At 58.6% G+C, this 14,681-nt stretch carries 17 protein-coding genes and 1 pseudogene; 11 read left to right on the forward strand and 7 right to left on the reverse strand.

Annotation, left to right across the window (positions count from 1 at the left end; genetic code table 11):
• Window positions 1-4 precede the first annotated feature (4 nt).
• The 4 genes from argB (at window position 5) to GVL50_RS20995 (ending at window position 2,285) form a co-directional block, all read left to right on the forward strand.
• Window positions 5-910, forward strand: a complete 906-nt coding sequence (argB, locus tag GVL50_RS20980) for an acetylglutamate kinase (RefSeq protein WP_053125034.1) — start codon at window positions 5-7, stop codon at window positions 908-910.
• A gap of 202 nt (window positions 911-1,112) precedes the next feature.
• Entirely contained in the window at window positions 1,113-1,325 is a 213-nt protein-coding gene (locus tag GVL50_RS20985) for a hypothetical protein (RefSeq protein WP_159814945.1), read from the forward strand.
• 17 nt (window positions 1,326-1,342) lie between these two features.
• The gene (locus GVL50_RS20990) at window positions 1,343-1,915 is read left to right on the forward strand and encodes a hypothetical protein (protein WP_159814946.1); all 573 of its coding nucleotides are present in this window, start codon (window positions 1,343-1,345) and stop codon (window positions 1,913-1,915) included.
• Window positions 1,902-2,285 carry a hypothetical protein gene (locus tag GVL50_RS20995; protein ID WP_159814947.1) on the forward strand — a complete coding sequence of 128 codons (384 nt, stop codon included), beginning with the start codon at window positions 1,902-1,904 and terminating at the stop codon, window positions 2,283-2,285. Before GVL50_RS20990 ends, GVL50_RS20995 begins: the two co-directional genes overlap by 14 nt.
• Window positions 2,286-2,387: 102 nt before the next feature.
• Here GVL50_RS20995 and pyrE read toward each other — a convergent pair whose 3' ends face one another.
• Entirely contained in the window at window positions 2,388-3,032 is a 645-nt protein-coding gene (pyrE, locus tag GVL50_RS21000; RefSeq protein WP_008078597.1) for an orotate phosphoribosyltransferase, read from the reverse strand.
• An 82-nt stretch (window positions 3,033-3,114) separates the two neighbouring features.
• On the opposite strand from pyrE, the gene GVL50_RS21005 reads away from it, so the two are divergent.
• Window positions 3,115-3,894 carry an exodeoxyribonuclease III gene (locus tag GVL50_RS21005; protein WP_007920349.1) on the forward strand — a complete coding sequence of 260 codons (780 nt, stop codon included), beginning with the start codon at window positions 3,115-3,117 and terminating at the stop codon, window positions 3,892-3,894.
• Window positions 3,895-3,974: 80 nt separating this feature from the next.
• Here the strand turns inward: GVL50_RS21005 and gltS are convergent, their stop codons facing one another.
• The 5 genes from gltS to rph all read right to left on the reverse strand — a co-directional run bounded on the left by gltS (window position 3,975) and on the right by rph (window position 8,866).
• Window positions 3,975-5,183: a sodium/glutamate symporter gene (gene gltS / locus GVL50_RS21010; protein ID WP_159814948.1), complete on the reverse strand. Its 1,209-nt coding sequence runs from the start codon at window positions 5,181-5,183 to the stop codon at window positions 3,975-3,977.
• A 355-nt stretch (window positions 5,184-5,538) separates the two neighbouring features.
• Window positions 5,539-6,729: a Xaa-Pro peptidase family protein gene (locus GVL50_RS21015; protein ID WP_159814949.1), complete on the reverse strand. Its 1,191-nt coding sequence runs from the start codon at window positions 6,727-6,729 to the stop codon at window positions 5,539-5,541.
• Between the two features lie 103 nt (window positions 6,730-6,832).
• The gene (locus GVL50_RS21020) at window positions 6,833-7,717 is read right to left on the reverse strand and encodes a helix-turn-helix domain-containing protein (RefSeq protein WP_159814950.1); all 885 of its coding nucleotides are present in this window, start codon (window positions 7,715-7,717) and stop codon (window positions 6,833-6,835) included.
• Window positions 7,718-7,746: 29 nt separating this feature from the next.
• Complete coding sequence (locus GVL50_RS21025) at window positions 7,747-8,115, reverse strand: DUF4870 domain-containing protein (protein WP_053125048.1); 369 nt, start codon at window positions 8,113-8,115, stop codon at window positions 7,747-7,749.
• 28 nt (window positions 8,116-8,143) lie between these two features.
• Window positions 8,144-8,866, reverse strand: a complete 723-nt coding sequence (rph, locus tag GVL50_RS21030; RefSeq protein WP_016985814.1) for a ribonuclease PH — start codon at window positions 8,864-8,866, stop codon at window positions 8,144-8,146.
• 270 nt (window positions 8,867-9,136) lie between these two features.
• Between rph and GVL50_RS21035 the strand changes: the two genes are divergently transcribed.
• The 6 genes from GVL50_RS21035 (at window position 9,137) to GVL50_RS21060 (ending at window position 14,442) form a co-directional block, all read left to right on the forward strand.
• Window positions 9,137-10,000, forward strand: a complete 864-nt coding sequence (locus GVL50_RS21035; protein ID WP_053125050.1) for a YicC/YloC family endoribonuclease — start codon at window positions 9,137-9,139, stop codon at window positions 9,998-10,000.
• Between the two features lie 12 nt (window positions 10,001-10,012).
• On the forward strand, window positions 10,013-10,633 hold the full coding sequence (gene gmk, locus GVL50_RS21040; RefSeq protein ID WP_053125052.1) for a guanylate kinase: 621 nt from the start codon (window positions 10,013-10,015) through the stop codon (window positions 10,631-10,633).
• 167 nt (window positions 10,634-10,800) lie between these two features.
• Complete coding sequence (gene rpoZ / locus GVL50_RS21045; protein WP_016985812.1) at window positions 10,801-11,064, forward strand: DNA-directed RNA polymerase subunit omega; 264 nt, start codon at window positions 10,801-10,803, stop codon at window positions 11,062-11,064.
• A gap of 57 nt (window positions 11,065-11,121) precedes the next feature.
• A complete protein-coding gene (gene spoT / locus GVL50_RS21050; protein ID WP_016985811.1) occupies window positions 11,122-13,227 on the forward strand; it encodes a bifunctional GTP diphosphokinase/guanosine-3',5'-bis pyrophosphate 3'-pyrophosphohydrolase in 2,106 nt (701 codons plus the stop codon).
• A 24-nt stretch (window positions 13,228-13,251) separates the two neighbouring features.
• Window positions 13,252-13,632, forward strand: coding sequence for a RidA family protein (locus GVL50_RS21055; protein ID WP_003229509.1), 381 nt, complete (start codon window positions 13,252-13,254; stop codon window positions 13,630-13,632).
• A 69-nt stretch (window positions 13,633-13,701) separates the two neighbouring features.
• Window positions 13,702-14,442, forward strand: a complete 741-nt coding sequence (locus GVL50_RS21060; protein ID WP_159814951.1) for a hypothetical protein — start codon at window positions 13,702-13,704, stop codon at window positions 14,440-14,442.
• Window positions 14,443-14,528: 86 nt separating this feature from the next.
• Here GVL50_RS21060 and GVL50_RS21065 read toward each other — a convergent pair.
• Window positions 14,529-14,681 (reverse strand): annotated as a pseudogene (locus GVL50_RS21065) (SDR family NAD(P)-dependent oxidoreductase); the annotation flags it as partial.

The raw sequence follows: 14,681 nt of genomic DNA on the forward strand, positions 1-14,681 counted from the left end.
CTGAATGACCCTCGAACGCGATGCCGCCGCCAACACTGCCAAGGTCCTGTCCGAAGCGCTGCCTTATATCCGACGTTATGTCGGCAAGACCCTGGTGATCAAATACGGCGGCAACGCGATGGAAAGCGAGGAGCTGAAAACCGGCTTCGCCCGCGACATCGTGCTGATGAAAGCCGTGGGCATCAACCCGGTGGTCGTGCACGGTGGCGGCCCGCAGATCGGTGATCTGCTCAAGCGCCTGTCGATCGAAAGCCACTTCGTCGATGGCATGCGCGTCACCGACGCGGCGACCATGGACGTTGTGGAAATGGTCTTGGGCGGTCAGGTCAACAAAAGCATCGTCAACCTGATCAACCGCCACGGCGGCAGCGCCATCGGCCTGACCGGTAAAGACGCCGAGCTGATTCGTGCGAAAAAGCTCACCGTTACCCGCCAGACCCCGGAGATGACCCAGCCGGAAATCATCGACATCGGCCACGTGGGCGAAGTCATCGGGATCAACACCGACTTGCTCAACCTGTTGGTCAAAGGTGATTTCATCCCGGTGATCGCGCCAATCGGCGTCGGCGCCAACGGTGAGTCGTACAACATCAATGCTGACTTGGTGGCTGGCAAAGTCGCCGAAGCGCTGAAAGCTGAAAAGCTGATGCTGCTGACCAACATCGCCGGCCTGATGGACAAGTCGGGCACCGTGCTGACCGGCCTGAGCACGCAGCAGGTCGACGATCTGATTGCTGACGGCACCATCTACGGCGGCATGCTGCCGAAGATCCGTTGCGCGCTGGAAGCGGTTCAGGGCGGCGTCGGTAGCTCGTTGATCATCGACGGTCGTGTACCGAACGCGATCCTGCTGGAAATCTTCACTGATACCGGTGTGGGTACGCTGATCAGTAATCGCAAGCGTCACTGATTGCTGAAAGGCTAAAGATCGCAGCCTGCGGCAGCTCCTACAAAAGCGGATTTCGTTTGTGCGAAATCCCTGTAGGAGCTGACGAAGTCTGCGATCTTTTTTATGCGCGCAAGAAATGTCTGACACAACTCAGCGAAACGTCCGACATTCCAACCGAACAAATCTCCCTAGGATCTTCCCTTCATCCACCGGAGATTTACCCATGCAAAAAGACAGCGTTCCTTACGGCAGTGACATTTCGGCTGGCACCTACGCCTGCGTGGACTGCGGCCGAGAGTATTCGGGCCCGTCGCAATCATCGATGCCGCCCTGCCCTGACTTCACGGAAGCCTCGCACCCGCTCAAGGGCTGGAAAGTCCTCAGTGGCCAAGGCGATGCGCCTCAGGATCCATACCCGGAAACCAGCGGGAAATAACTCGGAGCGCCTGAGCCATGCAGATCTCGTTCACGATCGACGCCGACGCTTTTGAGCTGGAACAAAAGGAACCGGTCAAGAAAACCTTGCGCATTGGTGACGCGGAAATCACCCACGCTTTGCAGCGCATCGCCAAGGCCAGCCTGACCGAATACCTGAAAATGCTGGTCGAGGGCGGCATGCCCAGCCGCGCTGACGAGGCCAAGCAGGATCGTCTGCTCTACCTCATTCAGAGCTATTTCGGGCAGACCTTGCCGACTGAATCGCAGATCTCGACGATCTTTCAGCTGACTCAAAGCCAAAGCAAAACCCTGCTGAAAAACACGGTGTCGCGCTTTCGCAATCAGCTCGACGACATCCTCCAGCACAGCATGCGTGCGGTGATCGAGACGGCTGAATACGCGCAAACCGTGTTTCTGGTGGTCATCAGTTCGGACGTGATCCGCGATGAGCTGAACATGCTGATCACCCAGAACGAGCCGACTTTCAAACCCATCACCAAGCGCAAGGGCAGCGCCGAGCAGTTCGAGATCAGCGAGGACAGCCACGCCTTGCTCTGCGCAACGCTGGGCCTGAATGCCGTTCAGTGACATCGTCGCGGTCAGTGGCTTGCTGCTGACCCTGACCACCTTCCTGTTCAACCTGGCATGGCCGGCGCTCAGTGAAGCGTTGGCACTGGATGAATACCAGTCGGGGCCGCTGAACCGAAAACGCAGCAGGGACAAGGTTCGCGAAGCTTTTTTCGGGCGGGCGCTGCCGTTGACGTGCGCATTTGCGGCGCTGTTCTACGTCAACTTGCCGGCTGCGGTGGGGATTATTCGCAGCAGCACGCTGGATCTGTGGGATTTTGATGTGGATCGCACGTTGTACGTGATGGTGGTTGCGGCGTTGCTGGCGTTTGCACTGATCAACGCAGGATTGACCCTGAAACTGCTGAAAAAATGGAGAAACCTGCGCTGAATCGAAACCCCTGTAGGAGCTGCCGAAGGCTGCGATCTTTTGATTCTGTTTTTAAGATCAAAAGATCGCAGCCTCCGGCAGCTCCTACAGAATGATGTCGTATCAGACGCCAAACTGGGCGCGGTACGCTTCCACGGCTGGCAGATGTTGCTTGAGCTGTGGATCATCCGCGAGGAACTCCAGCACCTGATTCAGCGAAACAATGCTGATCACCGGAATACCAAAATCACGCTCGACCTCCTGAATCGCCGACAACTCGCCGTTGCCACGTTCCTGACGGTTCAGCGCGATCAGCACGCCGGCAGCCTTGGCGCCGTCCTGCGAAGCAATGATTTGCATCACTTCACGGATCGCGGTGCCCGCAGTGATCACGTCGTCGATGATCAGCACGTCGCCGGTCAGCGGCGCGCCAACGAGGCTGCCGCCTTCGCCGTGGGCCTTGGCTTCCTTGCGATTGAAGCACCAAGGCAGATCACGGTCGTGATGCTCGGCCAGCGCGACGGCGGTGGTTGCCGCCAGCGGGATGCCTTTGTAGGCCGGGCCGAACAAAACGTCGAAGGGAATGCCGCTTTCGGCGATGGCTGCAGCGTAGAAACGCCCCAGCTGCGCCAGGGCCGAGCCCGAGTTGAACAGGCCGGCGTTGAAGAAGTAAGGACTGGTGCGCCCGGACTTCAGGGTGAACTCACCGAAGCGCAAAACGCCGCGATCGATGGCAAAACGAATGAAATCGCGCTGATACGCTTGCATGAAAAAAACCCCAAATACCACGGATTTAGCTAATTAGCTTGACGCCGTGTATCATACACGCACGCGATTTTTGGGGCCATTTATGCGGATCATCAGTGTGAACGTCAATGGTATTCAGGCGGCAGTCGAGCGCGGTTTGCTCAGTTGGCTGCAAGCTCAGAATGCCGACGTCATCTGCCTGCAGGACACCCGTGCCTCCGCCTTTGAACTGGATGACCCAGCCTTCCAACTGGATGGCTACTTCCTTTATGCCTGCGATGCTGAAGTCCCTGCCCAAGGCGGCGTGGCTTTGTATTCGCGGTTGCAACCGAAGGCTGTCATCAGCGGTCTCGGTTTCGAGACGGCCGACCGCTACGGGCGCTACCTGCAAGCAGATTTCGACAAAGTCAGTATTGCCACCTTGCTGCTCCCTTCGGGGATGAACGGCGATGAGGACTTGAACCAGAAGTTCAAGCTCATGGACGACTTCGGCAAGTACCTGGACAAACAGCGACGCAAACGCCGCGAGTACATTTATTGTGGCTCGCTGTACGTGGCGCAGCAGAAGCTCGACATCAAGAACTGGCGCGACAGCCAGCAATCCCCGGGCTTCCTGGCGCCGGAACGCGCCTGGATGGACGAGATTGTCGGCAACATGGGTTATGTCGATGCCCTGCGCGAAGTCAGCCGTGAAGGCGACCAGTACAGCTGGTGGCCGGATAACGAACAGGCCGAGATGCTCAATCTGGGCTGGCGCTTCGACTACCAGATCCTGACACCGGGCTTGCGCCGCTTTGTACGCAGCGCACGTCTGCCGCGTCAGCCACGGTTCTCGCAGCACGCGCCGCTGATCGTCGACTACGACTGGACGCTGACCATCTAAGCGTCGAATCGCAGTCAAAAAAATGCCCGTATCGCGAGATACGGGCATTTTTTGTGCGCTAGCCTAAAGCGGGCTGAACCTCAGAGCGCGACAAACATCGGCAGGGCCAGATACAGCTTGATCACGATGACGTTAATGATGTCGATGAAGAACGCACCAACCATCGGCACCACCAGAAACGCAATCTGCGAAGGCCCGTAACGCTGCGTCACCGCCTGCATGTTGGCGATCGCCGTCGGCGTGGCACCGAGACCAAAACCGCAATGCCCTGCGGCCAGCACCGCCGCATCGTAGTTGCGGCCCATCATGCGGAACGTCACGAAAATCGCAAACAGCGCCATGACCAATGTCTGCACCGCCAGAATGATGAAGATCGGTAACGCCAGCGCCGCCAGATCCCACAGCTTCAGCGACATCAAGGCAATCGCCAAGAACAGCGACAGGCTGACATTGCCCAGCACCGACACTTCCCGCTCGAACACCTGATACAGGCCCAGCGCCGAGAGGCCGTTGCGCAGCAACACACCGACAAACAGCACACAAACAAAGGTCGGCAACTCGAGCGCACTGCCTTGCAGCCAACCGTTCAGCAGATTGCCGACCAGCAGGCTAACCGCGATCAGGGCGAGTGTTTCGATAAATGAAAACGGCGTTATCGAGCGCTCTTTGTTCGGCTGTTCAAAACCCTTGGGGAGCCGTGGCGCTTGCTGATTCTGGCAACCGGGCACCTCAACCCGTTTGATCAACAGGCGAGCCACCGGCCCACCAATCAAACCGCCCAGCACCAGACCAAAAGTCGCCGAGGCGATCGCCAGTTCAGAGGCAGAAGCCAAACCGTATTTCTCACTGAACACCGTGCCCCACGCCGCGCCGGTACCGTGACCGCCCGCCAGAGTGATCGAACCGGTCAACAGGCCCATCAGCGGGTCAAGTCCGAGCAGAGTGGCGAGGCCAACGCCCATCGCGTTCTGCACCACCAGCAGCCCGGCGACTGCCACCAAAAAGATCCCAACAACGCGCCCGCCCTTTCTCAGGCTGGCGAAGTCTGCACTCAAACCAATGGTGGCAAAGAACGCCAACATCAAAGGCGTTTGCAGCGAAGTATCGAAGCGCACTTCAATATCCAGCGTTCGCATTAACAACAGAACCAATGCGACTACCAGACCCCCGGCAACCGGTTCGGGAATATTGTAATTGCGCAGAAATCCAACGCGAGTAACTAAACCACGCCCCAGCAAAAGTACTAAGGAAGCGGCCACGAGTGTTCCGTAAAAATCGAGCTGAATCATTTTGATTATTCTTGGCTATATTCAGGGACGAGCTCTTTTCCTGAGCGCGCGCCGCGAATCGGCTGATTGTCTCAACACTGATTGCTGTGGAATTCAAGAACCTTCGATGGCTTGAATATATCGAAATATTTCAAGAGAAACATAACGCCGGGCAACTTTAACAATCGTCGATTGCCGATGCCAAGGACGGAGCCAGCACCAAGGCAGCGCAGTTGTGACTAAACATGTAAGAGCGAAAATTATATAACTAGATGACTACCATTCATCGGCAATAGATTAATCCTACATCCCAAAGAAACTAATCCCGTTGCATTCATGTAAATGCCCGTAGGTGAAACACGGGCATTTTTATCAATCAGAGAATTGTCTGACTGGAGATGTCTCGGGGCGCGCGCGTCAGGATGTCTGGCGTGTCGCCAATCACCACCGTGTCGTCGATCCGAAAGCCACCCAGCCCCCATTGAAAAATCCCCGGCTCAGCCGAATACACTTCGCCACTCATCAGCGGTCGCGTATTGAACGCCATGTCGTGGGGAAACTCATGGCCGACCAGCCCAAGACCATGGCCCGTGCGATGGATGATCAAGTCCGCCACTCCATGCCGTTCGAAAACCCCTTGAGCCGCCGCATCTATCGCGCAAACCGGATTGCCCGTCACCGCCGCTTCGCACGCCGCTTCATTGGCTTCCCGCGCCGCCTCATACAACTGAATTTGCCGCGGCGAAGGCTTGCCGCAAAACCAGGTGCGCTCGTTCTCGATGATCAGACCGTTGATGCGCGGAATGATGATGTTCACCAGACCATGACCCTTCTCGATCCGCGCGCCGCACTGCCGACCATCGCCGTGGGGTGCACAGCTCGCCGGGCCGGACAGGGTGAAAAACTCGATGCACTGCACATCCTCACCGGGGAAACGATTAGCCGCTTCTTCGACAAACAGTGCGGCCATGCTCATGTCCAGCTCCTGAACCAGCCGTCCGGGGCGGATGTTTTCCCGGTAGCGATCCTGCAACCAATCCGTCAACGCACAGGCTTCGCGCATCAGTTGGATCTCTTCGGCATGCTTGACTAGCCGCAACGTGCGGCACTCTTCGGTCGCGTTTTGCAGCACCAACGATGGCAGCAAAGTACCGACGCGAGCCAACGGCGCCGTGATCGCGTCGACGCCAATGCGCGACCGATGCAGCCCGGCATCGCGCAACGACTGTGCGACCAGCTCACTCCACTGACTGACCAAGGGCAGGCGATTTTGCACACGCGGATGCTCGGCATACAAACGCGCATCTTCGATCCATAGATGCCCGGCTTCTTTAGTAAATCGCCAATGATGCGTCGATAGCTCATGAGCGATCACAAACGGCGCGCCATTCCTCGGTACAACGCACAGAATCGGCCGCTCCCACGTCTCGACGTCGGTATTGAAGTTGGTCGCGAACTGGAAGAAGTCGGCCTGGGTGAACAGCAAAGCATCAAAGCCTTCGCGATCCATCAGCGAGTACATGAGTTGCAGGCGATAGTCGCGCACAGCGTGTCCGAGGTGTGCCATTGGCTGGCTCCGTGTCGTTGAAGTGCGGACAGTGTTCAACGAGGGCAGAGCTGACGTCGCGCCGATCCTTGCTCAATTGCCGGTACTTTCTTGCTCACGAGTTTTATCGGGACTGGCGAAAATCCGTCGAGCTGATGCCATAGGCTTTACGAAAGACTCGGGCGAAATGGCTGGAATCGGCAAATCCGCTTTCCAGGGCAACCTCTAAAACAGTCTTGGCGGAGTTTTCCAAAGCGTTGCGCGCCCGTTGCAGGCGTACGGCAAGTACGTGGGCATGCGGTGAAGTGCCAAAGGCGCGTTTGAATTCACGGGCGAAGTGGAATTCACTCATCGCCGCAATCGCCGCCAACCGGGCAATGCAGAGTTTTTCGCAAGGGTGACGCTCGATGTAGCGCAAGGCATCCATCAGGCCTTGGCTGGCAACTCTTGGCTGGGTGCTCGAAAGTTCATAACTGTTCAATAAATGAGCAATTAATACCTGAACGCTTAGATCCGCCTGCTCACGGGCGCCCCGACTGTTGTCACCGATGGACAGCGCCAATTGCCGGGCCAGCAAATGAGCCACTCTGTCGTTTTGATACAGCGGCTGATGCGTTCCGCGAAATCCGGCGAAGCTCAATCCTTGCTCCTGCGCCGCAGCGGTCAACGCCGGCATTGGCAAATGCACATGGAGGATGTTGAAGGCGCTACGAGTGTCCCAGCTCGCGGATTGGCTGGGCTGCAGCAATCGCACCTGACCGCTGTGAATCTGCCCATCCCACACCTGCCGGCCGCCAACAGCGGCGCGCGACTGCATGGGCGCAAGCATCACGCTGAGCAAAACATGCTCGCGCGGTTCAGTACGTTCAAAGTGATAGCTGTCTGTGGATGAACGCTGCCAGCGGAACACCGCAGCGCCGGTCGATTGCAGATCCGTCAGCACGGCGGCGGGTTTCATCCGCCATTCCTCGGTCTGCTGCTCGATAGAAGGAAAGACCGGCTGAGCCATTGCGCACTCCGCCCGTCAGGCCCGCGAGCCTACTTGATCAACCGCCAGGTAAACGGATACCGGTACGGATAGCCTTCGTTGGCCTTCACCCCGGCAATGATCGTCAGCACCAGTGCGCCGATGCCCAGTATCACGATCAGGACGAAGCCAATGAGCAACAGCATCAGCAGGAAGCAGATCAACGACGCAATCGCGACAGTGATCTGAAAATTCAGCGCCTCTTTGCCCTGGGCATCGATAAACGGATCCTTTTCACGCTTCATCTGCCAGAGAATCAACGGCCCGATCAGGTTGCCGAACGGAATCCAGATTCCCAGCAAAGCGGACAAGTGACAAAACATCGCCCATTGACGAACCTCTTGGCTCGGTTTGGGCAGCAGCGCTTGCTCGTCACTCATCGCACTCTCCTTGCGGTTATGAACCTGCTCAGTCAGCCAGTGCGGCCTTCTGCAGTTCGAAAATCTCGTTCATGCCTTGCTTGGCCAGTTCCAGCATGGCGTTGAGGTCTTCCGGCTGGAACGGCGCGCCTTCAGCGGTGCCCTGCACTTCGATGAAACCACCGGTGCTAGTCATCACGACGTTGAGGTCGGTCTCGGCAGCGGAATCTTCAAGATAGTCCAGATCCAGTACCGCTTCGCCCTGATACATGCCGACCGACACCGCGCCGATCATTTGCTTGAGCGGGTCGCCGCCTTTCAGGCCGCCGCGCTTCTTGATCACTTTCAGTGCATCAACCAGAGCAACCATGGCGCCGGTGATGGATGCAGTGCGGGTGCCGCCGTCAGCCTGGATCACGTCGCAGTCGACGTACAAGGTGACGTCGCCCAGCTTGGACATGTCCAGCGCAGCGCGCAGGGAACGGCCGATCAGGCGCTGGATTTCCAGGGTGCGACCGCCTTGCTTGCCACGGCTCGCTTCACGCTGGTTACGCTCGCCAGTGGCGCGCGGCAGCATGCCGTACTCGGCGGTCAACCAACCCTGGCCCTGACCTTTGAGGAAACGCGGCACGCCGTTTTCGACGCTGACGGTGCAGATGACTTTGGTATCACCGAATTCGACCAGCACCGATCCTTCGGCGTGTTTGGTGTAGTTGCGGGTAATGCGGATCGAGCGGAGCTGATCGGCAGCGCGACCACTTGGACGTTTCATAGGAGATACCTGTACTGAGGACGGAAAACTGCCGAGCATTATAGAGCGGTGCACCGCGACTGGGCACGGGTTAAAAATTCGAGCCGACGACCGAAGGCCCTGAAACACGCATTACCGACGGGCTGCAGCCCTTTGTCACACCGTGTGTTTGGGCGCATTCGCCGCACTGCGCTACAATCCTGCGCCTTTGCTGCCAGTCGGCATAAATTCATTGATATCGCGCTTGCGGAACCCAGGTTTCGCGCCGATCTGCATTGCGAGGTTACCGCCATGGTGCACAGCATGACCGCCTTCGCCCGCGTCGAGAAAGCCGGCGTACAGGGCACCCTGAGCTGGGAACTGCGCTCGGTCAACAGTCGCTATCTGGAACCGCACCTGCGCTTGCCGGAAACCTTTCGCGACCTCGAAGGCGCGGTGCGTGAAGCGCTGCGTCAGGGCCTGTCGCGGGGCAAACTGGAATGCACCCTGCGTTTCACCGAAGAAAGCACCGGCAAAGCGCTGCAAATCGACCGCGAGCGCGCCGCGCAACTGGTCGCTGCCGCTGAAACCATCGCGGGCCTGATCAAAAACCCTGCAGCGCTGAACCCGCTGGAAGTCCTGGCCTGGCCTGGCGTGCTGGTCGGCGATGCAACCGATCCGCAGGCGCTGAACGCCGAAGCGCTGGCCCTGTTCAATCAAGGTCTGAAAGAGTTGAAGGCTGGCCGCGAGCGCGAAGGCGCGGAGCTGGCCCGGTTGATCAACGAGCGCCTGACATCGATCGAAGCAGACGTCGTGACCCTGCGTGAACTGGTGCCGCAGATGCTCGCGACCCAACGCCAGAAAGTCCTCGACCGCTTCGCCGACATGAAGGCCGAGCTGGATCCGCAGCGTCTGGAACAGGAAATGGTCATCCTCGCGCAAAAGAGCGACGTGGCCGAAGAACTGGATCGCCTGAGCACCCACATCATCGAAGTGCGCCGGGTGCTCAAGTCCGGCGGTGCAGCCGGGCGTCGCCTGGACTTCCTGATGCAGGAGCTCAACCGCGAAGCCAACACATTGGGCTCCAAGGCCTTTGATCCGCGCAGCACCCAAGCCGCCGTCAACCTCAAGGTGTTGATCGAGCAGATGCGCGAACAAGTGCAGAATATTGAGTAAGGCAACCCCGACATGACCCACAGCACCGGCACCCTGTACATCATTTCCGCCCCTTCGGGCGCGGGCAAGAGCAGTCTGGTCAAGGCTTTGACCGACGCCAACGCGGAGATCCGCGTTTCGGTTTCGCACACCACCCGCGCCATGCGTCCGGGCGAAGTCGACGGCGTGAACTATCACTTCGTGACGCGCGAAGCGTTTGTGAAGATGGGCGAACACGGCGATTTCCTTGAGCGCGCCGAAGTTTTCGGCAACCTCTACGGCACCTCGCAAAGCCATCTGCAGCAAACCCTCGACGCAGGTCACGACCTGATTCTGGAGATCGACTGGCAAGGCGCCGAGCAAGTGCGCAAGCTGATGCCGCAGGCACGCTCGATCTTCATTCTGCCGCCGTCGCTGCAAGCATTGCATTCGCGTTTGACCAACCGTGGTCAGGACAGCGACGAAATCATCGACGGCCGCATGCGTGAAGCGGTCAGCGAAATGAGCCACTACGTCGACTACGACTACCTGATCATCAACGACGATTTCGCCCACGCGCTGGACGATCTGAAAGCGATTTTCCGCGCCAATCAGCTCATTCAGAAGCGTCAGCAACAGCTTCACGGCAAATTGCTGGCCGAATTGCTCGGTTAATCAGCACTTCCCAAAAGGCCTGCAAGCGCTTTACATTGGCACTTGCAGCGCGTTGAAGGGCTTGGTTAAAAAATCAGCGCTTCCCTAATCGCTGGTGATTTTTTAAACTGTTGAGTCCGCTCGCCCAACCGGGCAGCGCGCATATTGCATTCGCTCCGAGGAATACCATGGCCCGCGTAACCGTTGAAGACTGCCTGAACCACGTGGAAAACCGTTTTGAGCTGGTCATGCTCTCTACCAAACGTGCCCGTCAACTGGCCACCGGCGGCAAAGAGCCACTGGTTCAGTGGGAAAACGACAAGCCTACCGTTGTAGCGCTGCGTGAAATCGCTGAAGGCCTGATGAGCTACGAGTTCATCGCCGAGCAAGAAATCGTCCAGGATGAGCCGCTGTTCGCAGCGTTCGAGGACGAGTCCAACGAGGCCGTCTAAGCCTATGCCTGGTCGACGTAGCACGGCGCGGGATCACAGCTTACGGCAGGAATCATCATGCCGAGCATAGACGCCCTCGCCGATCGCTTATCGACCTACCTCGGCAACGACCAGGTCAACCTGGTCCGCCGAGCGTATTTCTACGCCGAACAAGCCCATGACGGTCAACGCCGTCGCAGCGGCGAGGCGTACGTCACGCATCCTCTTGCCGTGGCCAATATTCTTGCCGACATGCACATGGATCATCAGAGCCTGATGGCCGCGATGCTGCATGACGTGATCGAAGACACCGGTATCGCCAAAGAAGCGCTGCAAGCGCAGTTCGGTGAAACCGTCGCCGAACTGGTCGACGGGGTCAGCAAACTGACCCAGATGAATTTCGAGACCAAGGCCGAAGCCCAAGCCGAAAACTTCCAGAAAATGGCCATGGCCATGGCGCGCGACATTCGCGTGATCCTGGTCAAACTCGCCGACCGCCTGCACAACATGCGCACGCTGGAAGTGCTGTCCGGCGAAAAACGCCGGCGGATAGCCAAGGAAACCCTCGAAATCTACGCGCCCATCGCCAACCGGCTGGGCATGCATGCGATCCGCATCGAATTCGAAGACCTCGGCTTCAAGGCCATGCACCCGATGCGTTCCGCGCGGATCTACCAGGCGGTCAAACGCGCCCGGGGCAACCGCAAGGAAATCGTCAACAAGATCGAAGAATCCCTTGGCCATTGCCTCGCCATCGACGGCATCCAGGGCGAAGTCAGCGGTCGTCAGAAACACCTCTACGGCATCTACAAGAAAATGCGCGGCAAGCGTCGGGCCTTCAACGAGATCATGGACGTCTACGCGTTCCGGATCATCGTCGACAAGGTCGATACCTGCTACCGCGTGCTAGGCGCTGTACATAATTTGTACAAACCGTTGCCGGGGCGCTTCAAGGATTACATCGCGATCCCCAAGGCCAACGGCTATCAGTCGCTGCATACCACGCTGTTCGGCATGCACGGTGTACCGATCGAGATTCAGATCCGTACCCGCGAAATGGAAGAAATGGCCAACAACGGCATCGCCGCCCATTGGCTGTACAAATCCAGTGGTGACGAGCAGCCGAAAGGCACTCACGCCCGCGCCCGTCAGTGGGTCAAAGGCGTGCTGGAAATGCAGCAACGGGCCGGCAACTCGCTGGAATTCATCGAGAGCGTGAAGATCGACCTGTTCCCGGACGAGGTCTACGTGTTCACGCCGAAAGGCCGGATCATGGAGCTGCCGAAAGGCTCCACGGCGGTCGACTTTGCTTACGCGGTACACACCGACGTCGGCAACAGCTGCATCGCCTGCCGGATCAACCGTCGTCTCGCACCGCTGTCCGAACCGCTGCAAAGCGGCTCCACGGTCGAGATCGTCAGCGCACCCGGCGCTCGTCCAAATCCGGCATGGCTGAATTTTGTGGTGACCGGCAAGGCGCGCACGCACATCCGCCATGCGCTTAAATTGCAGCGTCGTTCCGAGTCCATCAGCCTCGGCGAACGCCTGCTGAACAAGGTGCTCAACGGTTTCGACAGTTCGCTGGAGAAAGTCCAGGCCGAACGCGTCAAAGCGATGCTCACCGAGTACCGCCTCGAACTGATCGAAGATTTGCTTGAAGACATTGGCCTGGGCAACCGCATGGCCTACGTCGTCGCCCGCCGCCTGCTCGGCGAAGGCGAACAATTGCCAAGCCCGGAAGGCCCGCTGGCGATTCGCGGTACCGAAGGTCTGGTACTCAGCTACGCCAAGTGCTGCACGCCGATCCCGGGCGACCCGATTGTCGGGCACCTGTCGGCGGGCAAAGGCATGGTCGTGCACCTGGACAACTGCCGCAACATCAGCGAAATCCGGCACAACCCGGAAAAATGCATCCAGCTCTCGTGGGCCAAGGATGTCACCGGCGAATTCAACGTCGAACTGCGCGTCGAGCTGGAACACCAGCGCGGCCTGATCGCTCTGCTGGCCAGCAGCGTCAACGCAGCCGACGGCAATATCGAGAAAATCAGCATGGACGAACGCGATGGTCGCATCAGCGTTGTCCAGTTGGTGGTCAGCGTCCACGACCGAGTGCACCTGGCCCGCGTGATCAAGAAACTGCGCGCCTTGACCGGGGTGATCCGCATCACCCGCATGCGTGCATAACGCAACCCTAACAAGGAGTCCTACATGACCAAGACTGTTATCACCAGCGACAAGGCCCCGGCCGCCATCGGTACTTACTCCCAGGCGATCAAGGCAGGCAACACTGTTTACATGTCGGGTCAGATTCCTCTGGATCCAAAAACCATGGAACTGGTTGAAGGCTTCGAAGCCCAGACCGTCCAGGTGTTCGAGAACCTCAAAGCCGTGGCCGAAGCCGCTGGTGGTTCGTTCAAGGACATCGTCAAACTGAACATCTTCCTCACCGACCTGAGCCACTTCGCCAAGGTCAACGAGATCATGGGCAAATACTTCGACCAGCCGTACCCGGCCCGCGCCGCCATCGGCGTTGCTGCCCTGCCAAAGGGTTCGCAGGTTGAAATGGATGCCATTCTGGTCATCGAGTGATGCGCACGGCGCGGCCTTCAAACGCCGCGCCGACTGCTCTGCAAGAAAAGGTTTTGAAAGGATTCCACCATGCGCAAAGCGCTAGCTCTTCCGCTGCTCGCCCTCCTCCTCGGCGGCTGCGCCAGCAACCCTGCCGACCGTGACATCAGCGGCACCTGGATCAATCAGGTGGCGATCAATGCTGCAGCCAAGGGCGGCCCCCTGCGCGAAGCACTTCAGGCTTACGGCCCGAACCTTGAGTGGGACGTCAACACCAAGGCCAGTCAGGCCCGCTACACCAATGGTTTTGAGAACGTCGAAGGACGGCTGCTGGGCGAAGAGTCCGGCACCTGGAAAGTCGACTTCTACGGCAGCTCCGCCAGCGCGTTGAAACGCGACGGCAGCCAACTGCAACAGGCCGCCGGCGATAACGAACCCGAGCAACTGTTCGATCGCGCACCGATTCCGGTACCAGAAGGCGCGCCGATCGGTGCGAGTTTCGAGCGTGCGCTGTATTCCGCCTACATGGGCGGCAGCTGGAAAATCACCAGCGGTGAGGGCGAAGGCGCCACCGTGCAATTCCAGGCCGATGGCCAGGTGTCCGGATTGCCGGGTGCCGATCGATATGCGCTGTGCCTGGCGGGCGATTGCGCGTCGATGAGCAACGGCAACGACAGCATGTGGCTGCAGCAGAACGGTCAGGGCAATAACTGGATCTTTGTGCGCAAGGGCAAAGAGCTGGAAATCCTGCAAGCGGTGAACTCCGCGCTGGCGGATGAACAGCCGCAGTTCACACCGGGTGCTCGCAAGTGGTTGCTCGAGAAACAGTAAACCGCTGAAAAGATCGCAGCCTTCGGCAGCTCCTACAGGAAACGTATTCCAATGTAGGAGCTGCCGAAGGCTGCGATCTTTTGCTTTTAGCGACCTTCGAGGATCGCGGCGTAGCCTTCGCGGTAGCTTGGGTATGTTGGCGTCCAGCCGAGGGCCTTTGCCCGGGCATTGCTGCAGCGCTTGCTGCCAGTACGCCGCACACTCGCCTCATCTGCCCACTCGGTTACGCCCAGATACTC

Origin of the sequence: Pseudomonas sp. 18058 (assembly GCF_902706155.1) — a bacterium.
In the GTDB taxonomy this organism is placed as follows: domain Bacteria; phylum Pseudomonadota; class Gammaproteobacteria; order Pseudomonadales; family Pseudomonadaceae; genus Aquipseudomonas; species Aquipseudomonas rustica.

Excerpts from the sequence above, each read along its gene's own strand:
- argB (WP_053125034.1), top strand. The coding sequence starts at position 5 with ATGACCCTCGAACGCGATGCCGCCGCCAACACTGCCAAGGTCCTGTCC.
- GVL50_RS20985 (WP_159814945.1), top strand. The coding sequence starts at position 1,113 with ATGCAAAAAGACAGCGTTCCTTACGGCAGTGACATTTCGGCTGGCACC.
- GVL50_RS20990 (WP_159814946.1), top strand. The coding sequence starts at position 1,343 with ATGCAGATCTCGTTCACGATCGACGCCGACGCTTTTGAGCTGGAACAA.
- GVL50_RS20995 (WP_159814947.1), top strand. The coding sequence starts at position 1,902 with ATGCCGTTCAGTGACATCGTCGCGGTCAGTGGCTTGCTGCTGACCCTG.
- pyrE (WP_008078597.1), bottom strand. The coding sequence starts at position 3,032 with ATGCAAGCGTATCAGCGCGATTTCATTCGTTTTGCCATCGATCGCGGC.
- GVL50_RS21005 (WP_007920349.1), top strand. The coding sequence starts at position 3,115 with ATGCGGATCATCAGTGTGAACGTCAATGGTATTCAGGCGGCAGTCGAG.
- gltS (WP_159814948.1), bottom strand. The coding sequence starts at position 5,183 with ATGATTCAGCTCGATTTTTACGGAACACTCGTGGCCGCTTCCTTAGTA.
- GVL50_RS21015 (WP_159814949.1), bottom strand. The coding sequence starts at position 6,729 with ATGGCACACCTCGGACACGCTGTGCGCGACTATCGCCTGCAACTCATG.
- GVL50_RS21020 (WP_159814950.1), bottom strand. The coding sequence starts at position 7,717 with ATGGCTCAGCCGGTCTTTCCTTCTATCGAGCAGCAGACCGAGGAATGG.
- GVL50_RS21025 (WP_053125048.1), bottom strand. The coding sequence starts at position 8,115 with ATGAGTGACGAGCAAGCGCTGCTGCCCAAACCGAGCCAAGAGGTTCGT.
- rph (WP_016985814.1), bottom strand. The coding sequence starts at position 8,866 with ATGAAACGTCCAAGTGGTCGCGCTGCCGATCAGCTCCGCTCGATCCGC.
- GVL50_RS21035 (WP_053125050.1), top strand. The coding sequence starts at position 9,137 with ATGGTGCACAGCATGACCGCCTTCGCCCGCGTCGAGAAAGCCGGCGTA.
- gmk (WP_053125052.1), top strand. The coding sequence starts at position 10,013 with ATGACCCACAGCACCGGCACCCTGTACATCATTTCCGCCCCTTCGGGC.
- rpoZ (WP_016985812.1), top strand. The coding sequence starts at position 10,801 with ATGGCCCGCGTAACCGTTGAAGACTGCCTGAACCACGTGGAAAACCGT.
- spoT (WP_016985811.1), top strand. The coding sequence starts at position 11,122 with ATGCCGAGCATAGACGCCCTCGCCGATCGCTTATCGACCTACCTCGGC.
- GVL50_RS21055 (WP_003229509.1), top strand. The coding sequence starts at position 13,252 with ATGACCAAGACTGTTATCACCAGCGACAAGGCCCCGGCCGCCATCGGT.
- GVL50_RS21060 (WP_159814951.1), top strand. The coding sequence starts at position 13,702 with ATGCGCAAAGCGCTAGCTCTTCCGCTGCTCGCCCTCCTCCTCGGCGGC.